17 protein-coding genes are annotated in these 19,397 nt (G+C 33.5%); 3 read left to right on the top strand and 14 right to left on the bottom strand.

The window, feature by feature from the left end:
- Positions 1–8 precede the first annotated feature (8 nt).
- The 9 genes from AY607_RS02640 to AY607_RS02600 all read right to left on the bottom strand — a co-directional run bounded on the left by AY607_RS02640 (position 9) and on the right by AY607_RS02600 (position 8,625).
- On the bottom strand, positions 9–662 hold the full coding sequence (locus AY607_RS02640) for a NeuD/PglB/VioB family sugar acetyltransferase (RefSeq protein WP_064101682.1): 654 nt from the start codon (positions 660–662) through the stop codon (positions 9–11).
- A complete protein-coding gene (locus AY607_RS02635; RefSeq protein WP_064101681.1) occupies positions 662–1,270 on the bottom strand; it encodes a sugar transferase in 609 nt (202 codons plus the stop codon). The genes AY607_RS02640 and AY607_RS02635 overlap by 1 nt, the downstream gene beginning before the upstream one ends.
- Positions 1,263–2,519, bottom strand: coding sequence for a glycosyltransferase family 4 protein (locus tag AY607_RS02630; RefSeq protein ID WP_064101680.1), 1,257 nt, complete (start codon positions 2,517–2,519; stop codon positions 1,263–1,265). The genes AY607_RS02635 and AY607_RS02630 overlap by 8 nt, the downstream gene beginning before the upstream one ends.
- A gap of 15 nt (positions 2,520–2,534) precedes the next feature.
- Positions 2,535–3,293 (bottom strand): glycosyltransferase family A protein, encoded by a 759-nt coding sequence (locus tag AY607_RS02625; protein ID WP_171255264.1) that lies wholly within the window; start codon positions 3,291–3,293, stop codon positions 2,535–2,537.
- Between the two features lie 14 nt (positions 3,294–3,307).
- On the bottom strand, positions 3,308–4,357 hold the full coding sequence (locus tag AY607_RS02620) for an EpsG family protein (protein WP_171255263.1): 1,050 nt from the start codon (positions 4,355–4,357) through the stop codon (positions 3,308–3,310).
- Between the two features lie 65 nt (positions 4,358–4,422).
- The gene (locus AY607_RS02615) at positions 4,423–5,319 is read right to left on the bottom strand and encodes a glycosyltransferase family 2 protein (RefSeq protein WP_064101677.1); all 897 of its coding nucleotides are present in this window, start codon (positions 5,317–5,319) and stop codon (positions 4,423–4,425) included.
- Positions 5,319–6,485, bottom strand: a complete 1,167-nt coding sequence (locus tag AY607_RS02610; protein WP_064101676.1) for a nucleotide sugar dehydrogenase — start codon at positions 6,483–6,485, stop codon at positions 5,319–5,321. The genes AY607_RS02615 and AY607_RS02610 overlap by 1 nt, the downstream gene beginning before the upstream one ends.
- Entirely contained in the window at positions 6,482–7,342 is an 861-nt protein-coding gene (locus tag AY607_RS02605; RefSeq protein WP_064101675.1) for an ATP-grasp fold amidoligase family protein, read from the bottom strand. The genes AY607_RS02610 and AY607_RS02605 overlap by 4 nt, the downstream gene beginning before the upstream one ends.
- A complete protein-coding gene (locus AY607_RS02600; protein ID WP_227509948.1) occupies positions 7,342–8,625 on the bottom strand; it encodes an oligosaccharide flippase family protein in 1,284 nt (427 codons plus the stop codon). The genes AY607_RS02605 and AY607_RS02600 overlap by 1 nt, the downstream gene beginning before the upstream one ends.
- Positions 8,626–9,190: 565 nt before the next feature.
- Between AY607_RS02600 and AY607_RS02595 the strand changes: the two genes are divergently transcribed.
- From AY607_RS02595 to AY607_RS02585, 3 genes are read left to right on the top strand one after another with little or no spacing between them, the layout of a single operon-like run.
- Positions 9,191–10,294, top strand: coding sequence for a polysaccharide biosynthesis/export family protein (locus AY607_RS02595; RefSeq protein WP_155858350.1), 1,104 nt, complete (start codon positions 9,191–9,193; stop codon positions 10,292–10,294).
- Positions 10,294–10,722, top strand: coding sequence for a low molecular weight protein-tyrosine-phosphatase (locus AY607_RS02590; RefSeq protein ID WP_064101673.1), 429 nt, complete (start codon positions 10,294–10,296; stop codon positions 10,720–10,722). The genes AY607_RS02595 and AY607_RS02590 overlap by 1 nt, the downstream gene beginning before the upstream one ends.
- Before the next feature lie 16 nt (positions 10,723–10,738).
- Entirely contained in the window at positions 10,739–12,925 is a 2,187-nt protein-coding gene (locus tag AY607_RS02585; protein WP_064101672.1) for a polysaccharide biosynthesis tyrosine autokinase, read from the top strand.
- A 438-nt stretch (positions 12,926–13,363) separates the two neighbouring features.
- On the opposite strand, the gene AY607_RS02580 is transcribed toward AY607_RS02585, so the two are convergent.
- From AY607_RS02580 to AY607_RS02560, 5 genes are all read right to left on the bottom strand, one after another.
- A complete protein-coding gene (locus tag AY607_RS02580) occupies positions 13,364–13,993 on the bottom strand; it encodes a sugar transferase (protein ID WP_064096968.1) in 630 nt (209 codons plus the stop codon).
- 1,174 nt (positions 13,994–15,167) lie between these two features.
- Positions 15,168–16,121 carry a hypothetical protein gene (locus tag AY607_RS02575; protein WP_064096894.1) on the bottom strand — a complete coding sequence of 318 codons (954 nt, stop codon included), beginning with the start codon at positions 16,119–16,121 and terminating at the stop codon, positions 15,168–15,170.
- A 91-nt stretch (positions 16,122–16,212) separates the two neighbouring features.
- Positions 16,213–17,361 (bottom strand): glycosyltransferase family 4 protein, encoded by a 1,149-nt coding sequence (locus AY607_RS02570; RefSeq protein WP_064101671.1) that lies wholly within the window; start codon positions 17,359–17,361, stop codon positions 16,213–16,215.
- Complete coding sequence (locus tag AY607_RS02565; protein ID WP_064101670.1) at positions 17,361–18,227, bottom strand: glycosyltransferase family 2 protein; 867 nt, start codon at positions 18,225–18,227, stop codon at positions 17,361–17,363. The genes AY607_RS02570 and AY607_RS02565 overlap by 1 nt, the downstream gene beginning before the upstream one ends.
- A 2-nt stretch (positions 18,228–18,229) precedes the next feature.
- A complete protein-coding gene (locus tag AY607_RS02560) occupies positions 18,230–19,372 on the bottom strand; it encodes an O-antigen ligase family protein (protein ID WP_064101669.1) in 1,143 nt (380 codons plus the stop codon).
- Positions 19,373–19,397 lie beyond the last annotated feature (25 nt).

Below are 19,397 nucleotides of genomic sequence, written 5' to 3'. Positions count from 1 at the left end.
TTAAAAACTTATTTTTTCTCTAAGATCCGTGCCGGATTGCCAATCACCGTTACGCCCGGTGGAACGCTCTTGGTGACCACAGCCCCCATACCCACTACCGCACCCTTGCCAATTACCAGAGGTTTGTCGGGAGTTCCCTGTTTGATTACGGCACCCGTACCAATATAGGCATGGTCTTCAATATGGATATTGCCATTACATTTCACCCCGGGAGCAAAGGTGACATAGTCACCGATGACACAGTCATGAGCGACATAGCTATAAATATTGGCATGAAAGAATTTTCCAATTTTGATATTGGATGTCAGACAAGTGAAAGGACAAAGTAAGCTCCCTTCACCAATATGCACCTCATCTAGAATAACTGTATTGCCTGCATGAACATCTAGATGCTGAATCTGGTCTTCATTTAAACGCTGAACCAGTTTTTCACGAACTTGACTGTTTGCGATAGCAATTGTTACAGCCTTATGGGTATTTGGTTGGGCGAGAAAATTCTGATAACTTCGAATAGCATAACCATTTAAACTATTGCCAGCCTGACCATCATCGATAAAAACAAAGTTATCTTTGGCTAAGGTTGGAAATTGCTGGCGAACCAATGGCATAACTTCTTTACCAAAACCACTTGCACCATAAACGCCAATATATAAAGCTTTCATTATGTTTCGTCCTTGTTTTGTGAGCCAGTAAAACGTGTCATGGTCGCTTCCCCCTCGGCACTGATATCATCTTTTGCTAAAACTTTATGTACCGTTTTAAACATGATTTTGAAGTCGAGCCAAATCGACTGATTTTCGACGTACCAGGTATCCAGCTTGAACTTTTCTTCCCAGCCAATTGCATTGCGGCCATTGACCTGTGCATGACCGGTCATACCCGGACGAACATTATGGCGTTTGGCTTGTTCAGGGCTATAAAGCGGCAGGTATTCCATCAGCAATGGGCGTGGGCCAACAATGCTCATATCCCCTTTGATCACGTTCCACAGTTCCGGCATTTCATCCAGACTGGTGGAGCGCAGCATTTGACCAAAAGGCGTTAGACGTTCACTGTCCGGCAATGGATTACCCTGCTCGTCCACAGCATCTTTCATGGTCCGGAACTTGATCATTTCAAAGGGCTTGCCATGTAAACCGGGACGTACCTGGCGAAATATTACAGGCGAGCCTAAGTTCTTTTTTACTTTGTAAGCAACAAATGCATAAAGTGGTGAAAGCAGGATCAGGGCAATAGAGGCGATGATAATATCGAGAAGGCGTTTAATCATAATATTTCTGAGTAATTGACTCTGGTGTGATACTACTTGCGTTAACAGTATTTATTAAAACTTGGTTTAATTGCTCTGCAAGCATATCTCGATGAAATTGAGTATTTGCCAGTCTTTTAGCATTAGCTGCAGCAATTCCATAAAGTTTTGGGTCAGCTATAAAATTAGCAACTTGTTGAGCAGCAGCTTCAATATCCAGATTCCACGTTACCAAACCACAATTATTTTTTTCAATGAGATCAACCATCCATCCACCATAATTGATCATAATTGGTTTTCCAGCAGCAAGTGCATCAAAGAATTTATTCGCTGAGTTTGCACGCATTTCAGGCTTATCAATAAATAAAGCTGTACATAAGGTTGCAGCATTCAATATAACTGGAATATCTTTTTTAGGTACTTGTTTCATCATAAACAAGTTGTTGTTTAGCACACCTTTTTCTTGAGCAAATGAAGTCACTTGGTCAAATTCAATACCATCACCCACCAGTAAAATGCGGATTTCAGGATTAATATCCTTTAACTTTGCAGCCAATTCTACAAGATATCCAACCCCATTAATATGACCAAAAGTACCCGTATACACAATGAGCGGACGATTCTGTAGCCAAGTTAGAGATTTTCTAAATTGTATAACCTTTTCATTTTCAATATTAAATAATTCCAAATCAGAGCTGTTTGGAATTACAGCCACTTGCTGCTTGGGGTAGCCAGTTTTTACAATGCCTTCTTTCATACCAGGGGAAAGAGCAACAATTGCCTTTGAGTTCTTATAAGCCCAATTTTCTAAACCATACGCTATTTTTTGCAAAATAGGGTTATTGAGTGCTCCCATAGCAATAGGAAGTTCAGGCCATAAATCCCTCACTTCAAATACCATCGGAATTTTTAACTTTTTAGCCGTAGAGACAGCCGGTAAAGCAATAGTTAAAGGCGTGCTTGTTGCGAAAACAACATCTGCATCTTTAAAGGTTTTTCCATTTTTAGCTGCATAAAAAGCAAACCTAAAAAATGCTTTAATACGATCCATATAAGACATTTTATTATTATAATTATTTGGAAACCAATGAACGTGAATTCCCGCCTCATTTGTCACATACCAATCTGTTTTATCCGTTTCTTTAACCCAAGATGTAATCATATGAACTTCATGTCCCGCAGCAACCAAGCGACGAGCCATTTCATACGAACGTGTACCACCTGACATTTCAGGCGTGTTGAAATATTGATGGAAATAAAGAATTTTCATGTGTAACCTAAAAAATCAAATATCTTTTCTGTGTTTAAAAAACCCAGAAAATATTGTTTTGCAAAAATTAAAGAAAGACTTTCCAGAATATTTATACTTTCTTATTGAAAATAACAAACATATTAGAATTCCCTTATCACCAAAAACTCGATGAATCATAGCTCCTTTTGCTTTTACTAGATTGTCATTCGAAAAATCACCGCCCGAAGATTCTTTAGGATGGAAAACTATAATCTTAGGAACATAAGCAATTTTTAATCCCTTGCTTAAGCAATCTGAAAGAAAAATGTATTCCTCACTGGTAGGGAATTTACTTCCTAAACCAAATCTTTCATCGAATTTAATATTTTTCTCTAAAACACTTTTACGACGAAATGCAATCTCAATTGAAGAAACTTTAGCTAAGCTCAGTTTATTGTGCCAAAAAAAACTATCCGAATATTTTTTATACATCTCTCCTTCTGGAGTGTGAATTTGAAAAGTAATTGCATCTGCATCAGGATACCTTTCAAATGCTTTACTAATGATCTCTATATAATCTTCGCTATAAAATACATCATTATCAGATATAATACATATATCACTATCAGAATAAGTTAATGCCTTATTTCTACTCTTTGATAGTCCTGTTTCATAACAATTAAAAAAACCATTAACTTCGTGTGATCTTTCTTTGCATTGATTAATTACCAAATAATCACCATCACTATAATTTTTTTGTAAAAATAATGGGGATTTTCCATACATTGTTGAACAAATAATTTGAATTCTCATACCTATCAAACCCATTAGAACCAATCGCTGTAAAAATGATATTCATATTCTGCAACAGGAAATATCAAAACTTTTACAATATAAAAAATTAAAAAATAAATTAAAATCAGAAAAAAAGTTAAATTACTACTTCGCTGCAAAACATAATATATCGGGAATATCAAAAAGAAATTAAAATAGGACCATACTCTTAGCATTAACTCAAAACTTAAAGACTGAAGAAACATAAAATAAGTAAAACTAAATATTAGAATAAAAAAATGATTCATTCCAGTATCTGATTTATTGTCCCTTAAATAATAAAACCAAAAAAGAAGAACTATTGGTAAATAATAAAATTTAGTAATAATTTTTGAATAACCAGCACCTTCAACATACCTGGTATCCATATAAGAAATAAATCTTAAATTAAAAAACTCTAAAGCAGAAATAAAGATACTCTTAAAATCAATAAAATATATAGGAGCTGTTAGCAAGAATATAAAAAACAAGATATTTTTTTTATATAGAGTAAAATTATTCAGTCTTTTAAAAATTATTATTAAAACACTAGACATAAGACTAGATGCATGAATAAAAAAACTTATAAAAGAAAAATTAAATAGGGAAATAAATTTATTTTTATAAGCAAAAATAGCCAATATAGGAACAATATATATACATATATACTGCCTCAATCCATTCATTTGGTTATGATACATACCTGTGCATAAAAAATATATTAAAAATATTAACCAAGCTTTATATCCATTTTGCTTTAATAAGTACAATAACAGGAAAAATAGAAAGCCTTGAATAACACTGACTATAATAAATTGCACCTGCGGATCGCCAAAAAAATTAGAAAATTCAATTATATAAAAATAAAGAATTTCATTTTTTTTTAGATAAAGATCATGATCATGATTAAAAAAATACTGAAAATATGTTTCATAATCAGTTCCAACACCCGACTGCATAGCTGGAAAAAAAACAAATACAACAAAAGCAGGAAGCCATAATATAAATTGTTTTATGAATTTAGGTGAAGTATATTTCTCAACAAAATATAAATAAAATGTCACGAAAAAAAATACAAATAAATATATCAATAGAAACCTCCTAGCTGAATTAAAACAGCACATCCAAACTATTTTATAAATATACCGATTAATACTCTAAGATATATATAAACTTGCTTTAACTCAGTTATATTAAAAATATTTAAAAAGTGAACTTTCATTGCTTTTCTTCTGTAAGAGTTACCTCTTAGCATTCGTGTATAATTTAATAATCTTTTATATTTATATTTTTTGAGATCTTCTTTATTCAAATATTGAATTAAATTGTCCTCATATTCCCATCGTACGTCATATGAGTCCATTCTGTTTTTTGTAACTCTTTCACCTATATGATCATTATGTACAAATAAACTTTCATTTATAACTGAAATTTTGACTTTCTTTTCAAGCATTTTTAAAATTAATATATGATCTTGGAATCTTGGAGATTTAGCAAAACCATCAACACTAATTAGAACTTCCTTTTTAGCAAAAATCATAGGTGTAAAACAATTGCCATATATCAAAAAATTAGATATATCACCAATACAAGCTTTACTTCTTCGATCAGTAATTACTTTATTTTCTTTTAAAATATTCATATTACATACAGATACATCTAATTGCATTTTTAATAGATGGTTAAGTTGTTTTTCAATTTTATTTTCATAATAATAATCATCATCATCTAAAAATGTAATATATTCTCCATTACAGAGAGAAATACCTTTGTTTCGGGCACAACTCCCCCCCCTATTAATTCCATCAGCAAATAATTTGACTTTATTATTAGTAGTATATTTATCTAATATTCTTATTACGGCTTCATAACTTTCCGAATCTAATAAGTTATCATTAACCACAATAATTTCAATATTTTCATATGTTTGTTTTAGTACACTATCAATAGCCCGACTCAACCATTCAGCTCTACCATAAGTAGGAATAATTATACTAATTAGTGGTAATTTTTCTTTGTCACTCATTAGTTTTCCCCAAACAAATCACGTGTATAAACTTTCTCTTGCTGCTCTTTCAAATCGCTATGCATACGATTTGCCAAAATTACATCAGCACATTCAAGAAACTGGTTTAACTCATTTTCTAAAGGATATTTTCCAAAATGGGTTGTTTTTAATGTAGGCTCATAAATTAAAATTTGAATATTATATTCTTCTAACTCATGAATTATGCCCTGAATTGCAGAATCACGAAAATTGTCAGAACCTGCTTTCATGGTTAAGCGATATATTCCTACCACATTCGGTCTTTGCTTTAAAATTTCTTTAACAATAAATTTTTTACGGGTCTGATTTGACTGAATAATTGCTTGAATCAGATTTTGTGGCACATCCTTGTAGTTTGCCAAAAGTTGCTTGGTATCCTTTGGTAAGCAATAGCCACCATACCCAAATGATGGGTTATTATAATGCTGACCTATACGTGGGTCTAAACCTACGCCTTTCACAATATCTAAAGCATTTAGCCCATGTCTTGCACAATAGGTATCTAATTCATTGAAATATGCAACACGCATGGCTAGATAAGTATTTGAAAATAACTTTACCGCTTCAGCTTCTGTAGCATCCATACATAATGTAGATGCTTTTTGCTCAACAGTTGCATTCAAATAAAGTTCTGCAATTTTTTCAGCACGTTCAGACTTTTCACCTACAATAATTCGTGATGGATATAAATTATCGTAAAGTGCTTTACCTTCACGTAAAAACTCTGGCACAAATACTATTTGTTCCGTTTTAAATTTTGATTTAACCTGAGCTGTGTAACCTACAGGTATAGTAGATTTTACAATAATAGTTGCAGTGCTATTCAGTGGGAGGATCTCTGAAATAACAATTTCTATTGAAGATGTATCGAAATAATTGGTCTCGGAATCATAATTAGTAGGTGTAGCAATAATAATATAATCTGCTTGCTCATACGCCTGAACTTTATCAAGCGTAGCTTTCAGATTTAAATTATCTTCTTCAAATGCTCGCTCAATATAGTCATCTGAAATAGGTGATATTTTTTGATTAATTAAAGCAACACGGTTTTCATCAATATCTAAACTAGTTACTTTATGCTGACGCGCAAATAACACAGCGTTAGATAAACCAACATAACCAGTACCTACAACAGTAATTTTCACACTATATCTCCAAAAATAATTTTTGAGGCTTTTTTCTCAGCACTTAAAGGCACAAAATTTTGCGAAGCAGCAGCATGACAATTAGTAATTTCACCAACTAAACAGCTTTCACCATCTGAATATAAATCAATTCTAACAAAGTCAAATTCACTAGATAATTTTTCAGCAACCATAATCATTTCATCTAGATTTTTAGGTTTTTCTAACTCACCTTCATAAAGGGGATATTTTAAAGAAAAATCTTGTTTCACCCAGTCTGTTGTATAAAAAATGCGCTGATAACCTGTAAATTTACCTATATCTATACAAATTAACTTGGCCTTTCCATTAAAACAGTAAATACGGTAATCCATTAAGTTTGTGCTATTAAAAATCAAAGGCTCTACAATTACTTTTGGTTTTAAATATTTGTAATTTCTTTCTCTCGTTTGTTTATAATAATTTAATTCAAACCACTTTTCAGTCTCATTAATATTTATAGGTTCATTATTTTTTCTTAAAATAACAGCTTGGCTAGCTTGAGTCGGCTTAATACAACAATTTTCTGGAAATTCATAATCTTTTAAATCTTGAAAGTTATTAAAAATTGCAAGTGTTGGAACATTATATTGCTCCCCCACTTTTGCACGCACATAATCTTTTACTAAATACTTATCACTAACAAACTGTCTGATAGGATTTAAAATTTCATTCGTATTTTTAATTTTAAAAAGATAATCATTAAAATAATATCTGTCTTTTGGAAGTCTTTTATGATGTATAAAAAAGCCTATATAATTCAAAAAACTGTCATTTGCATCACTATAAGGAAGAACTCTATGTAAAAGTGACCGCAAGAGTGAAAGAACTTTATACATTAAATTGTTTCCTTAACCTTAAAACCAAAAACATTAAGATGCATTTTTAAAATGCATCCATTTTTAAAGAGATAGTTTGCTACTGTTAGTGAAAAAAGCTCAATTACTATAAAACAATATGCAGCCCCTAAAATACCATAACTCTGAATAGAGAAATAAGATAAGGGGATACTTATTAAGCTAACGGTTAGCATTTTAATTGACAAGTATTTATATCCATTTAATTTCATCATATACCGATAACTAATTGTTCCTAATGCAGAAAGCATAGTTGCAAAGACAATGAATGGAAGTAATTTTGCAGCATCAATAAACCCCCCCCCATACAAAACAGAAACTCCCCATGATCCAAATAGAAAAACACCGGTCATAGCAGAGAATGTAACAAATATAATAAGCCAATGAATCTGTCTTAAATACCGTAATTCTACCAAGTTATTAGAGGTCGCATAAATTTTTGAAAAATAGCTCGTAATTAAAGCAATATTAATAAAATTCCAAGCTGCACCTAATGTTAGAGCAACATTATAAACACCTAAATCAGCAAATGAAGTAAATTTAGCTAAAAAGATATTCGAAATTTGAGTGTACAAAACAATCGAAAGTGTAGATAAAACTAAACTCCCTCCTGTCATAAACATATAATTATTATATTTTTTATTATTTTTTTTGTTTTGAATCCTTTTATTTTTTTTATAAAAATAAGTTTTTCTCAAAAAAAATGGGATCATCGCCATAATAATAATAGGAAAAATCATTGTGTAAGCATCTGCTTCAAAAAGAACTAAAACAAATCGCAAGGTTAATGCTAACAAAAGACCTATTACATTTGTTAAAGCATTTACAATAGAAATAAGCTGACTATTATTATGTATAGAAAAAAAATCATTTATTAAAAAGTAACTGGCAATAAAATTACCTATTCCAAATATAAATGTTAATGTATCACTACTAAACCACAAATATATAAGTGTAAAAATTGATATTATAAAATAAATGCTATTACGCATTAATTGGGTAGAAATCGCCAAACGAATTCCAGATTGAACATTCTCACTAAAACGCTTAAATAATATATTTTGAGCACCAAACCAAGACAAAGTTTGAACAAAAATAAAAATTGAAGTCGTAAAAGCTAATTTTCCAAAATTTTCTGGACCGATATATTTAGCCATATATGAGTTTACAAAGATAAGCCCAAATATGCCTAAAAACTTTTCTAACATCATCCAAAGTGAATTAGAAAATATTTTTTTCTCAAAAAACATATTTATAACCGGCATCTAATTTTCTAATATCTAAGTTTAGACCATATGAATTATGGTTATACTTATTTAACACATACATCGTATTTACTCTTATATCTTTAAAGTAACATGTGTAAAAAAACCAAAAAGCTCCTCAATAATTTATCAATCATTCAATTGAAGGTAGCTAAGCCACTATGGGATTCTTTCCTGATTTTTAAAAATCCAAATACCTAATTTTAAATTAAAGCCATATCACTCAAGCTAATCAAGCAATTTTTAAATCTGGATAAGTAGTATCATCTCAACACTTTATTAAAGTACTGTACTCACTGTATCCATAAATCTTCCGGCAGGCATACTAGCAGAAAAAAATGAAATTTCTGTTATGATTTAACACCAAAAAACAAAAAAATGAGGAAATATTCAGCTAACGGCATGAGGAGGAAAGCTTTCAAGAGTTGTATTAAAAAGGAAATAGGCTTTTCTCTCTTTAATTACTATTCAATTGAATTCAGATACATTTTGTTATAAAAAAATCAAACTTATCAGGTAGAATATCGCGGATTTAACGAATTAAATATTAAAAACGGGATTTCATGTGCGACAAATTCAACTGGCTTTTTTACTGACTTGTGGTCTCGCTTTGACTGGCTGTGCAGTGACCTCTGGTCTGCAAACTTATGATCTACCGACAGAAGGTGTTTATCAAACCGAACTCGGCACTTCGGTCAATGTGATTAAACTGACCCAGGACTCTATGCTGGCCGTTCAGCCTGCTGTACAAAACATTCAACAAGACTATGCGCATTTGTTTAGCACCCAGCATCAAAACTATCGTTTAAGTCCGGGTGATATCCTGTCCATCTATTTATGGGCTTATCCGGAAATGACCCCGCCAAGCAGTACTATTAGTAGTGACCAGTCTGCTCAGGCCAACGGTTATCAGATTGACTCACAAGGCTATATCCAGTTCCCGATTATTGGCCGCTACAAGGCTGCGGGTAAGTCACTGACTCAAGTTAATCGCGAATTGCGCAGCCAGCTAGCGCGTTATTTAAAAACCCCGGACGTGATTGTGCGAGTGCTGTCTTATCAGGGTCAGCGCTATTCCGTTCAGGGCAATGTGGTAAAAGGCGGACAGTTTTATTTAAGCGATCAGCCGGTGAGTATCTACACCGCCTTGGGCATGGCCGGTGGCGTCAATGCTCAGCAGGGCGACAATGCCTCCATGACTTTGGTCCGTCAGGGACGTTCCTACAACCTGAATACCGTAGAACTGGAAAAAGCAGGACTTTCACTGCATAACTTGCTGATCCAGCCAAATGACACTTTATATGTGAACAATCGCGAAAATCAAAAAATTTATGTCATGGGTGAATCTGGCAAAAACCAGTCCTTACCCCTGCGTGATCAAGGTATGAGTTTAAGTGATGTATTAGGTGAAAGTTTGGGCCTAAATCCACTCTCTGCCAGCCGTAGCAAGATTTATATCGTGCGCAGCCAGCCAAATGCTGTGCACACTGAAGTTTATCAGATGGATCTAAGCAGTATTGCCGACTTCGGTCTGGCCAACCAGTTCAAGATGCGTAGCAACGATATTGTCTATGTCGATGCTTCAGGTCTGGCACGCTGGCAACGTGTCGTGAACCAGATGATCCCGTTCTCGAATGCACTCTATAACCTGGATCGTTTGGGACAATAATGCAGATTAAACATATTTTAGTGGTTTGTATTGGCAATATTTGCCGCAGTCCGATGGCCGAATACTTTTTAAAACAGCAATATCCGCATTTGCAGATTGAATCTGCGGGTATTGCTGGCGTGGTGGGACATGCAGCAGATGAAAAAGCCAGTCTATGCATGCAACGTTTGGGGATTGACCTGAGTCCGCATGTCGCCCGGAAATTGAATGCCGAGATGATTAAACGGGCCGACTTAGTCTTGGTGATGAGTCAAAATCAACAAAAACATATTGAACAGACCTGGTCTTTTGCCAAAGGTAAAACCTTCCGTTTGGGGCACTGGCAAAGCAAGAATATCGCTGACCCCTATCAGCATGACCAAGTTGTATTTGATGATACCTGCCAGTTAATACAGAGCTGTATTGCTGACTGGAAAAAATATATTTAAATTTGAAATCAAGATTATGAGCCAAAATAGCAATACTGAAGATACGATAGACTTAAAAGAATTATTTTTTTCACTCATTGCCCAGTGGAAGCTGATTGCGCTGTGTGTCATCTTAAGCGTGATCTGCGCATTGCTGTATTTAAGAGTCACCCCAGACACCTATTCAGTCGATGCACTGGTACAGGTCGAAGAGAATAAAGGGGCTTCTGCTGCCTTATTGGGTGATCTATCCAACATGATCGAGCAAAAGCAGCCGGCTCAGGCAGAAATAGAACTCCTGAAATCACGTCTGGTGCTGGGTTCGGCCATTAAAGCCTTAAACCTCGATCTACGCATTGCTGGCACTGAAAACAGCTTTACCGACCGCTTGTTATCACCGCATGACTATCAGACTGAATACAGCAAAACATCTGTTCTGTTTAAGGACAATGGCAAATCCTTTGATATCCGTCAGTTTGAAGTGCCGGCTTATTTTCATGACAAAAATTTACGTCTAGACTTTCAGCCGGGCAAATACACTTTAACCGATCCGGTCACAGAACAGGTGGTATTCTCTGCGCCATTAAACCAGCGCAGTGAATTGCAGTCTGAACATGGTCAGTGGAAAGTTGCCATTTATAGCCAGGACCAGTTCAAGGTACCTTATCTTGTTCAAAAGCAATCCCTGCCCGCTGCAGTAAAATCAATTCTCGCCAATTACTCGGTTGCAGAAAAAGGCAAAATGACCGGTGTATTAGGCCTGAATTATCAGGGCACGGATAAACAGCATATTACTGAGGTTCTCAATGCCATCCTGGCTGCCTATAGCCAGCAAAATATTGAACGTCGTTCTGCAGAAACAGCCCAGACACTTAAGTTTCTGGATGAACAGTTACCTGAATTGCGCCAGCAACTGGATGTAGCTGAGCGAGAATTCAATACTTTCCGTCAGCAATTCAATACGGTCGATGTCACCAAAGAGTCGGAACTGTATCTGACCCAAAGTATTAGCCTGGAAACCCAGAAAGCACAGCTCGAACAGCAAGTGGCTGAGGCTTCTGCCAAATACACCAATGAACATCCGGTGATGCAGCAGATGAATGCACAGCTTGGTGCGATCAATAAAAGAATTAATGAGCTGGAAGGTACTTTAAAGCAGTTACCAGACCTGCAACGCCGATACTTGCAACTCTTCCGTGAAGTTGAAGTGAAACAGCAGCTCTATACGGCCCTGTTAAACTCTTATCAGCAGCTACGAATTGCCAAAGCCGGTGAAATTGGTAATGTACGTGTAGTCGATACTGCCGTTGAACCCTTAGAACCGATCAAACCGAAAAAACTGCAAATCCTGATTTTATCCATCTTCTTGGGCGGTTTCTTGGGAACCTTGCTGGCACTGCTACGTAACATGCTACGTTCGGGCATTAAAGATTCCAGTCAAATTGAAAATGAACTAGATTTGCCGGTATATGCGACCGTACCTCGCTCGCCTGCGCAAAACGGCTACATCAAGCTGGCCAAGAAGAAAAAATATATTCCTATCCTGGCGGTTAAAAACAGTGATGATATTGCGATTGAGAGTTTGCGTAGTATGCGTACTGCCATTCATTTTGCCTTGAGCAATGCACGGAACAATATTGTGATGATTTCTGGACCGGCACCAGAAGTGGGTAAATCTTTTATCTCGACCAACCTGGCTGCAATTTTGGCACAAAGCCAGAAACGTGTGCTTTTGATTGATGCAGATTTACGTCGCGGTTATATCCATAAATACTTTAATCAAAATCATCAGCCTGGTTTAGCCGAGTATTTAAATAAGCAAGTCAGTCTGGATCAGGTTATCAAATCAACCGATATTCCGGGCTTAGATCTAATGACTCGGGGTAAAAGCCCGGTGAATCCGTCTGAGTTACTCAGCACTCCATTATTTGGGGAAATGCTGACCCAGTTATCCAGTCAATATGATCATATCCTGATTGATACCTCACCTATTCTTGCAGTGACTGACGGGATTATCATCTCGCAACATGCAGGTGTGAATTTGTTGATTGCACGTTATGCACAAACTCAGATGAAAGAGCTGGAATTAACAGTCAATCGCTTTGAACAGGCTGGAGTTAAGGTAAATGGCGTGATCTTGAACGATATCCAACGCTCCAGTGCAGGTTATGGCTATGGTTATAATTATGCTTATTCCTATAAGGCTTCAAAAAATGAAGACTAGGTCTTTGACCTAGATATCCTGCTTCAAACAGATTCAGAATCATTCAATTTAAATCTGTTTGAAGCTTTTTATATTTATCTGAATAACAAATATTATTATAATCAAGCCGATATTCAGTAATTAGAAGTCTATTGAACAAGACAGCTTAACCAAACCAAGCTGAATAGATTGTCTAACTCTGCACTTTAAATCTAAATTACTGACTCAATATGCAGACATTCTAAAAATAAAATATCAGTCATGACCTTTTTTAAAGATTTTTATTTTTTGTCCAACGGACACAAATTAAAAGTTTCCAAGCTGGATAAAACAAGCTCTTTTTAAAAAAATACAGGATTAAAAACAAATAGTGAAATTCATTCTCTCTAGTACGTAATCATTTCTGACTAGAAAATAGCTTCCTAAACCCGCAATAACTGAAGCAATTTCTTAATCATATTATTTTACCTCTTTGGTATATAAAGGAGTTTCAGGTATATTTTTCCCTGAAAATCTTGCAGCACCAACTTCCTGATCAGGAGCATTAATTCCCTCCTGACTCAACATCACTTTAGCTGTTTTAAACATGATTTTAAAATCAAGCCACACGTTACACTGTTCAACATATTTTACGTCAAATGCAAATTTTTCTTCCCAAGACAAATTATTACGTCCACTTACCTGAGCAAGTCCTGTCATACCTGGCTTTACTTCATGACGTCTCATTTGTTCATCAGTATAATGTTCAAGAAACTCTTTCATTTGAGGCCGGGGTCCGACAATACTCATATCTCCTTTTAGAACATTAATGAGCTGCGGCATTTCATCTAAACTGCTAGAACGTAACCTTTGTCCAAATGGAGTAATACGGAATTTATCTGGTAAAAGATTACCCTCTTTATCTACAGCATCCCGCATAGACCGAAATTTAATTATTTTAAATAATTGACCATTTTTACCCGGTCTTTCCTGATAAAAGAAAACAGGCGACCCTAAATTTTTCCGTACCTTATAAGCTATTATAATAAAAACAGGAAATAATATGAGCAAAGCCAGGCAGGCAATCACTATATCAATCAATCTTTTCAAGATATCCTGCTTATATTTAAGCATATCAGCAACAGAATAAGCATATACCTGAGGCATTAAAGAATTTTTTAAAATTAAATTATTTTTATGCATAAAATTCCTGAATGGCTTTTTATCCACTTTATTAGGTTGATCTTTCTTTAAAGAAAACTGTATTATTTTATTTTTATAATGCCCCTCATTCATCGAATGTTCTTTTAAAAAAATATTATTTTTTTCATTAAATAAAGGCTTATATATTAAAATAGTACTTTCTTCATTTCTTTTAATATTCTTTTTTTCTTTTTCTATTATCATTAATAAACACCTCGATATGTCTATTTTTCAGAATCATAGCAAGGATATTTAATTTTAAAAATAAATTATGTTTTAACCAGCTAACAAGCAATCAAATGAAATCAAAATAACCTGATATTAATATTTTTTTTATTATTACTTTAAATCTAAGTAGTATTAGTGAAATTTTATTTGATAATTAAATTAAATTTTTATAGAATTTGCAATTAAATTAGCCACTTATGAAATTATACCCAGCTAGTGCAATCTTCCAGATATTTATAACAGAGAAAGAAAATTATTGTTAATTAACAAAAATATCAATTACAAAATACAACACAGCTCACACTAAAAAAAAATGTGACAAAATGTGATCTAATTTGCCATTTTGTGACAAAATACACAGATTTACTTATAAGCGGATCAAATCCTAAACTTCTGGAAGCTCATTCAAAAAACATAAAATAGATACAAGCTTTTGAAATTATTATAAATAAATGAATTATATCTTTTTAAAGCTGGCGTCATTGATAAATAGGTCATTTTCAGCATGGACGGACATATTAAACTTAATTTTTTATCCCGCCGGCACAGCATTTAGCCTGTGTATAACTTACTCTCAAATAAAATACTGTCGTTACAGTAATATTGATACATTATATGTATCGCTTTATTGTCCTTAAAATACTGGATATCCTTGTACCATTCAGGCAAGGACAGATGGCCTGTGACCAGGTTGTATACAATGAAAGAAATTACATTAAGATAGTAGCCCATGATTACACAGATTAAATTTGCAATCTAATCTCTGCACTATTTGTCATTCACTCTTGGTTCGTCGAAGCAAGTGGTGGTACAAATAAATAGGACATAGGCTGGCTCAGCCAAGCGCCGAGTTTTATAAATCTATACTATAATAATCATGCACAATTGCACGTGCACCAAATCGTTCTTTTTGATAGATTAAACCCTTATTCAAAAATTTTCCTTCATTCTCGTTAGAAGTACCAAAATCAAATATTTTAGCAAATTTTTTACTATTATTTATCAAGAAATCAATCAGATAGTCTAGAACCTTTTCTTCCCGACCTTTATCATTACTGGCCAAATACTGGGTATGTACCACTCTATCAGTTTCAAAAGTGACTGCTGCTGCCACAATATGACCGTCAATACAGCACTTATAAGCTTTTATATTATTAGGGAATCTACTTTTTAATAAATCTATTTCAATTTCATTATGTACAGGTTGCTGATTATGATGCTGAAGTAACACCTCACGCAGAACCCCCCAAACTATACTGGGCTGATCTACTTCTTCACAACTAACCCCATTTTTTTTAAGTTTCTCAATTGATCTTCTTTTGCTTGCTGAATATGAGTATTCTTCCTCTAAATAAATAGAAGTACTAATATCTCTACGATAAAGATGTGCATGATTTATAAATAGAGCATATAAATCTTCTTGTGCCGGATAATTATGATAAATTACCGGGATACATTTATATATAATTTTTTTAATATTTCTATCTTTTAAAAAAATCTTTAATTGATTGAATAACTCAATCATATCAATGGCATGTAAGCCTCTATTAATTAAAAACCCCCCAAAGGTTAGACCTTGATGACTATAAAAAATATTATCTTTAATATTGCCAGGCAACAATGCCATGATTTTACCTTTATCATTTTTAAATATTAAAGAGAAATCTTCAAAACGATCAGAATGATATTCCATAAAATCCCGATTAAATATAAAATGATAATTTTTACATGTTAATAAAAATTCATTCCACCCGCGCTTATCAAAATCTTCATATTTTTTTATTTGAAAGCTTATATCTTCGATCACTATAATCTCCTATATCATATAAATCTTTATTATTTTTAAAATTAGGTATAGCTAAAATTTAATTTTTATAATTAAAAAATATTTTTAAGAGCTAAATCATTTCTAATATTTGTAACAACCGATGATTAATATGAACAGCATTAAAATTCTTTTTGGCATACAAAAATCCTTGATATCCCATTTTATTTACCTGTTCCGGATGCTCTATAAAATAAATCATTTTGTTTACTAATGCCCTTACATCCCATTTTGGAATCAGAAAACCCGTAACTTCATTTACTACAGTCTGATTGCAGCCTGGTACATCAGTAGTAATTACCGGCCTTCCTATTGCCATTGCTTCTTGAGTACTGCGAGGTACGCCTTCTCGATAATAGGAAGGTAATACAAAAACTGCACTCTCACGTATTTGTTGATCTACATCCTGTACAAAGCCAGCGTATTCTATAATTCCTGTTTCTATCAATTGATCTAATTGTGCCTGTTTCAGACCCGTGGGGTTTTCAGGATCCAGCCCCCCTATAATTTTAAATGTTATATCGGGATATTTTTGCTTCACTATTTTAGCAGCTTCTAAATATTCAAATATACCCTTCTCAGCAATGAGCCTGGCAATAAAGATAAAAGATAATTTTTTTTGATCATCCCATTTCGTATAAGCATAATCATGCAAATTAAGACCAATTGGTCCCAGGACTTGAATTGCATTTCTTTTATGGGGAAGGTTATAACGATGGACTAGATCTTTGGGGTCTTCGCGATTAAGAAAAATAATTTTGTCTAGATATGGAAATGCCAGCCGATATAGAGAAATTTGTACAAAGCGTATGAATTGGGCTTTCAGACTGAGCCCATGTTTATGAATGGTAAAAGGCGAACCCAATCCTTCAATCATGCCATAGATATAAGGAACCTTGGTTCTGTAAGCAGCTAGAGTTGCATAAATAACCGGTTTAGTTGAATATGAAAATACAATATCAGGTTGAATTTCTTTTATTTTTTTAATCAGCTGAAAGGTTGAACCTAGATCAGCCAATGGGTTTAATCCACCACGACTAAGTTTATAGGTAACCAGCGTAACTCCTAAACTTTTTATTTTTTCCAACCATTCACTGGTGTATTCAGACACAAAAGCATAAACATGATAATTCTGTGCTAAACAGGACAAAATGAAATCTTTGCGGAAGCCATAAAGATTGGAAGCGGTTGTTCCAATGATAATAATTTTTTTAGAGACCATTATTTTATACGCTCTATGAGTTCTAATTGTGATATATAAAAGTTTTTATCCTCATCAGAAACAGCGGTTATCCTACGACTATGTAAAATCTTCATTAACTTCAAAAAATCTAATGTTTTTACAATAATTTTTTTTATCTCAAATTTTAAAAGAATCCTATTTTTCTCGCGATCAGCGATTATATTATTATAATATTTTTTGATTACTTCAATCTGGGTATTATAACCACGGATCATTTTCTCTTTTTTTACATTTTCTACTTCTCGATAAAAATATAAGGGTTCTTGCATCACTACATAATTAAAATCATTTTTTATAGCTGCTGAAAGCCATAATTCATAATCTTCAGCTAGGCAGTTATTTTCCTGATAAGGATTTCTTTGACACCATGCCTTACGTGCAAGAAGTGAAGGATGTAATAAATTTGTCAAGCCTTGCAAAATTTCTTTTGGCTGCATCTGGTGGGTAGAAAAAATTCTTTTTCCCAGAATTTCATTTTTATTTCCAATGGAATACAAGCTGGTAACAACTAAATTAATTTCTGGATTTTCATTTAGGACTTTAATCTGTTTTTCAAGCCGGTCTACAGCCATTAAATCATCAGCATCCATACGCGCAATAATGTCATATTTTGCTTCACTAATAATCTGATTTAAGCGATAGGGTAATCTTCTATTATAGCCATCAGAAATGATACGGATTCGAGGATCGAGAAATGATTGGGCTATTTCTAAAGATCGGTCTGTTGAACCATCATCTACCAGTATGAGTTCCCAGTCTTGAAAAGTTTGGGCAAGGACAGATTTAATCGCATCTTCCAAGAATTTTTCAGCATTAAAAAATGGAATTCCGATAGAAATATACATATTTATTCATCCTTATTATTATTTGAAAATAATAAAAAAGCCGCCAATAAAAACCAAAAAATAATTGTTCTTGCGCTATAAGTAGTAAACCCATATAACATTGGCCCTAATAATATCATCTTGTTGGAAAGCGATAGTTTCTTGAATATTTGATATAAAAATATTAAAAATAAGGATATTCCTATAATCCCATAATAAAATAAGATACCTAACCAAGTTGAGTGAATTTCATTTCCTGTAGGGTTATATAACCAGTGGGCGCCTTGCCCAGCACCAAAAATTAAATATTGAGGATAATCTAAAAAACTAAAAAGACCACGCCCTTCTACCTGACTGTCTCGTTGATCTAACCCTTCCATAAAGCGTAGTACAACGCTATCAAAGATCCCCAAGTTATATAAAAAGTAGCTTAAGCTTCCAAAAAGCACTAATGTTCCAATGAATACAAATATTCTTTTATTCAGGTCCCCTTTTTGACTAAATATAAGTCCCAGAGTTAACATTAAAAAACCAATTGAAGCAGATCTTGACATGGTCAATAAAATCAAGAATAAGGCTAAAAAATAGACTGTTATTTTTTTAAAGCTGTTTCCTGAAATATATAGGTAAATTGCACAGCTACTCAGCACCCAAAATGCCATCTGGTTAGGATCATTAAAAAGACCATTGTATCGAGGTTCAAAATCATAACGACCTAAGTTACTTGCCCAGATAATAATTTCAACAATATAGGAAAAAGGGATAAGGAATAATAATTTTTCATAGAAAAAATTAATCTGAACTTGATTTAAATTCATCATTAATAGAAAAAACAATAAATTAAATATCCAGTAAACAGTCGACATCATATAACTTGAATCGAGAACAATTAAATACCAAGCAAAATTTATACAAATTGCATAAGCAACAAATAATAAAATTATATTTGAATATTCAATATTTATTTTAGAGCTTTTGCTAAATAGTAATAAAATAGCACCCATAATAAAAATATGGCTGAATTGTGGAACTCCACTTGACCAAAAATAAAACTGAGATAAAAAAAATGAAAACAGTATAAGATATATAATTGACTTATCTCTTATATTAGTATCACTTAAAAAAATAATGTTATTTTTTGAATTAGTTTCATTTAAAATAATCATTATCCATTCCTTTTTTATTGTCTTT

Origin of the sequence: Acinetobacter sp. SFA (assembly GCF_001647535.1) — a bacterium.
In the GTDB taxonomy this organism is placed as follows: domain Bacteria; phylum Pseudomonadota; class Gammaproteobacteria; order Pseudomonadales; family Moraxellaceae; genus Acinetobacter; species Acinetobacter pecorum.
This window is presented reverse-complemented; position numbering and strand designations above follow the sequence as displayed.

What these genes read in the sequence shown, in the direction of transcription:
- AY607_RS02585 (WP_064101672.1), top strand. Translation starts at nt 10,739, where the DNA reads ATGAGCCAAAATAGCAATACTGAAGATACGATAGACTTAAAAGAATTA.
- AY607_RS02605 (WP_064101675.1), bottom strand. Translation starts at nt 7,342, where the DNA reads ATGTATAAAGTTCTTTCACTCTTGCGGTCACTTTTACATAGAGTTCTT.
- AY607_RS02625 (WP_171255264.1), bottom strand. Translation starts at nt 3,293, where the DNA reads ATGAGAATTCAAATTATTTGTTCAACAATGTATGGAAAATCCCCATTA.
- AY607_RS02615 (WP_064101677.1), bottom strand. Translation starts at nt 5,319, where the DNA reads ATGAGTGACAAAGAAAAATTACCACTAATTAGTATAATTATTCCTACT.
- AY607_RS02560 (WP_064101669.1), bottom strand. Translation starts at nt 19,372, where the DNA reads ATGATTATTTTAAATGAAACTAATTCAAAAAATAACATTATTTTTTTA.
- AY607_RS02565 (WP_064101670.1), bottom strand. Translation starts at nt 18,227, where the DNA reads ATGTATATTTCTATCGGAATTCCATTTTTTAATGCTGAAAAATTCTTG.
- AY607_RS02570 (WP_064101671.1), bottom strand. Translation starts at nt 17,361, where the DNA reads ATGGTCTCTAAAAAAATTATTATCATTGGAACAACCGCTTCCAATCTT.
- AY607_RS02630 (WP_064101680.1), bottom strand. Translation starts at nt 2,519, where the DNA reads ATGAAAATTCTTTATTTCCATCAATATTTCAACACGCCTGAAATGTCA.
- AY607_RS02600 (WP_227509948.1), bottom strand. Translation starts at nt 8,625, where the DNA reads ATGCCGGTTATAAATATGTTTTTTGAGAAAAAAATATTTTCTAATTCA.
- AY607_RS02640 (WP_064101682.1), bottom strand. Translation starts at nt 662, where the DNA reads ATGAAAGCTTTATATATTGGCGTTTATGGTGCAAGTGGTTTTGGTAAA.
- AY607_RS02635 (WP_064101681.1), bottom strand. Translation starts at nt 1,270, where the DNA reads ATGATTAAACGCCTTCTCGATATTATCATCGCCTCTATTGCCCTGATC.
- AY607_RS02590 (WP_064101673.1), top strand. Translation starts at nt 10,294, where the DNA reads ATGCAGATTAAACATATTTTAGTGGTTTGTATTGGCAATATTTGCCGC.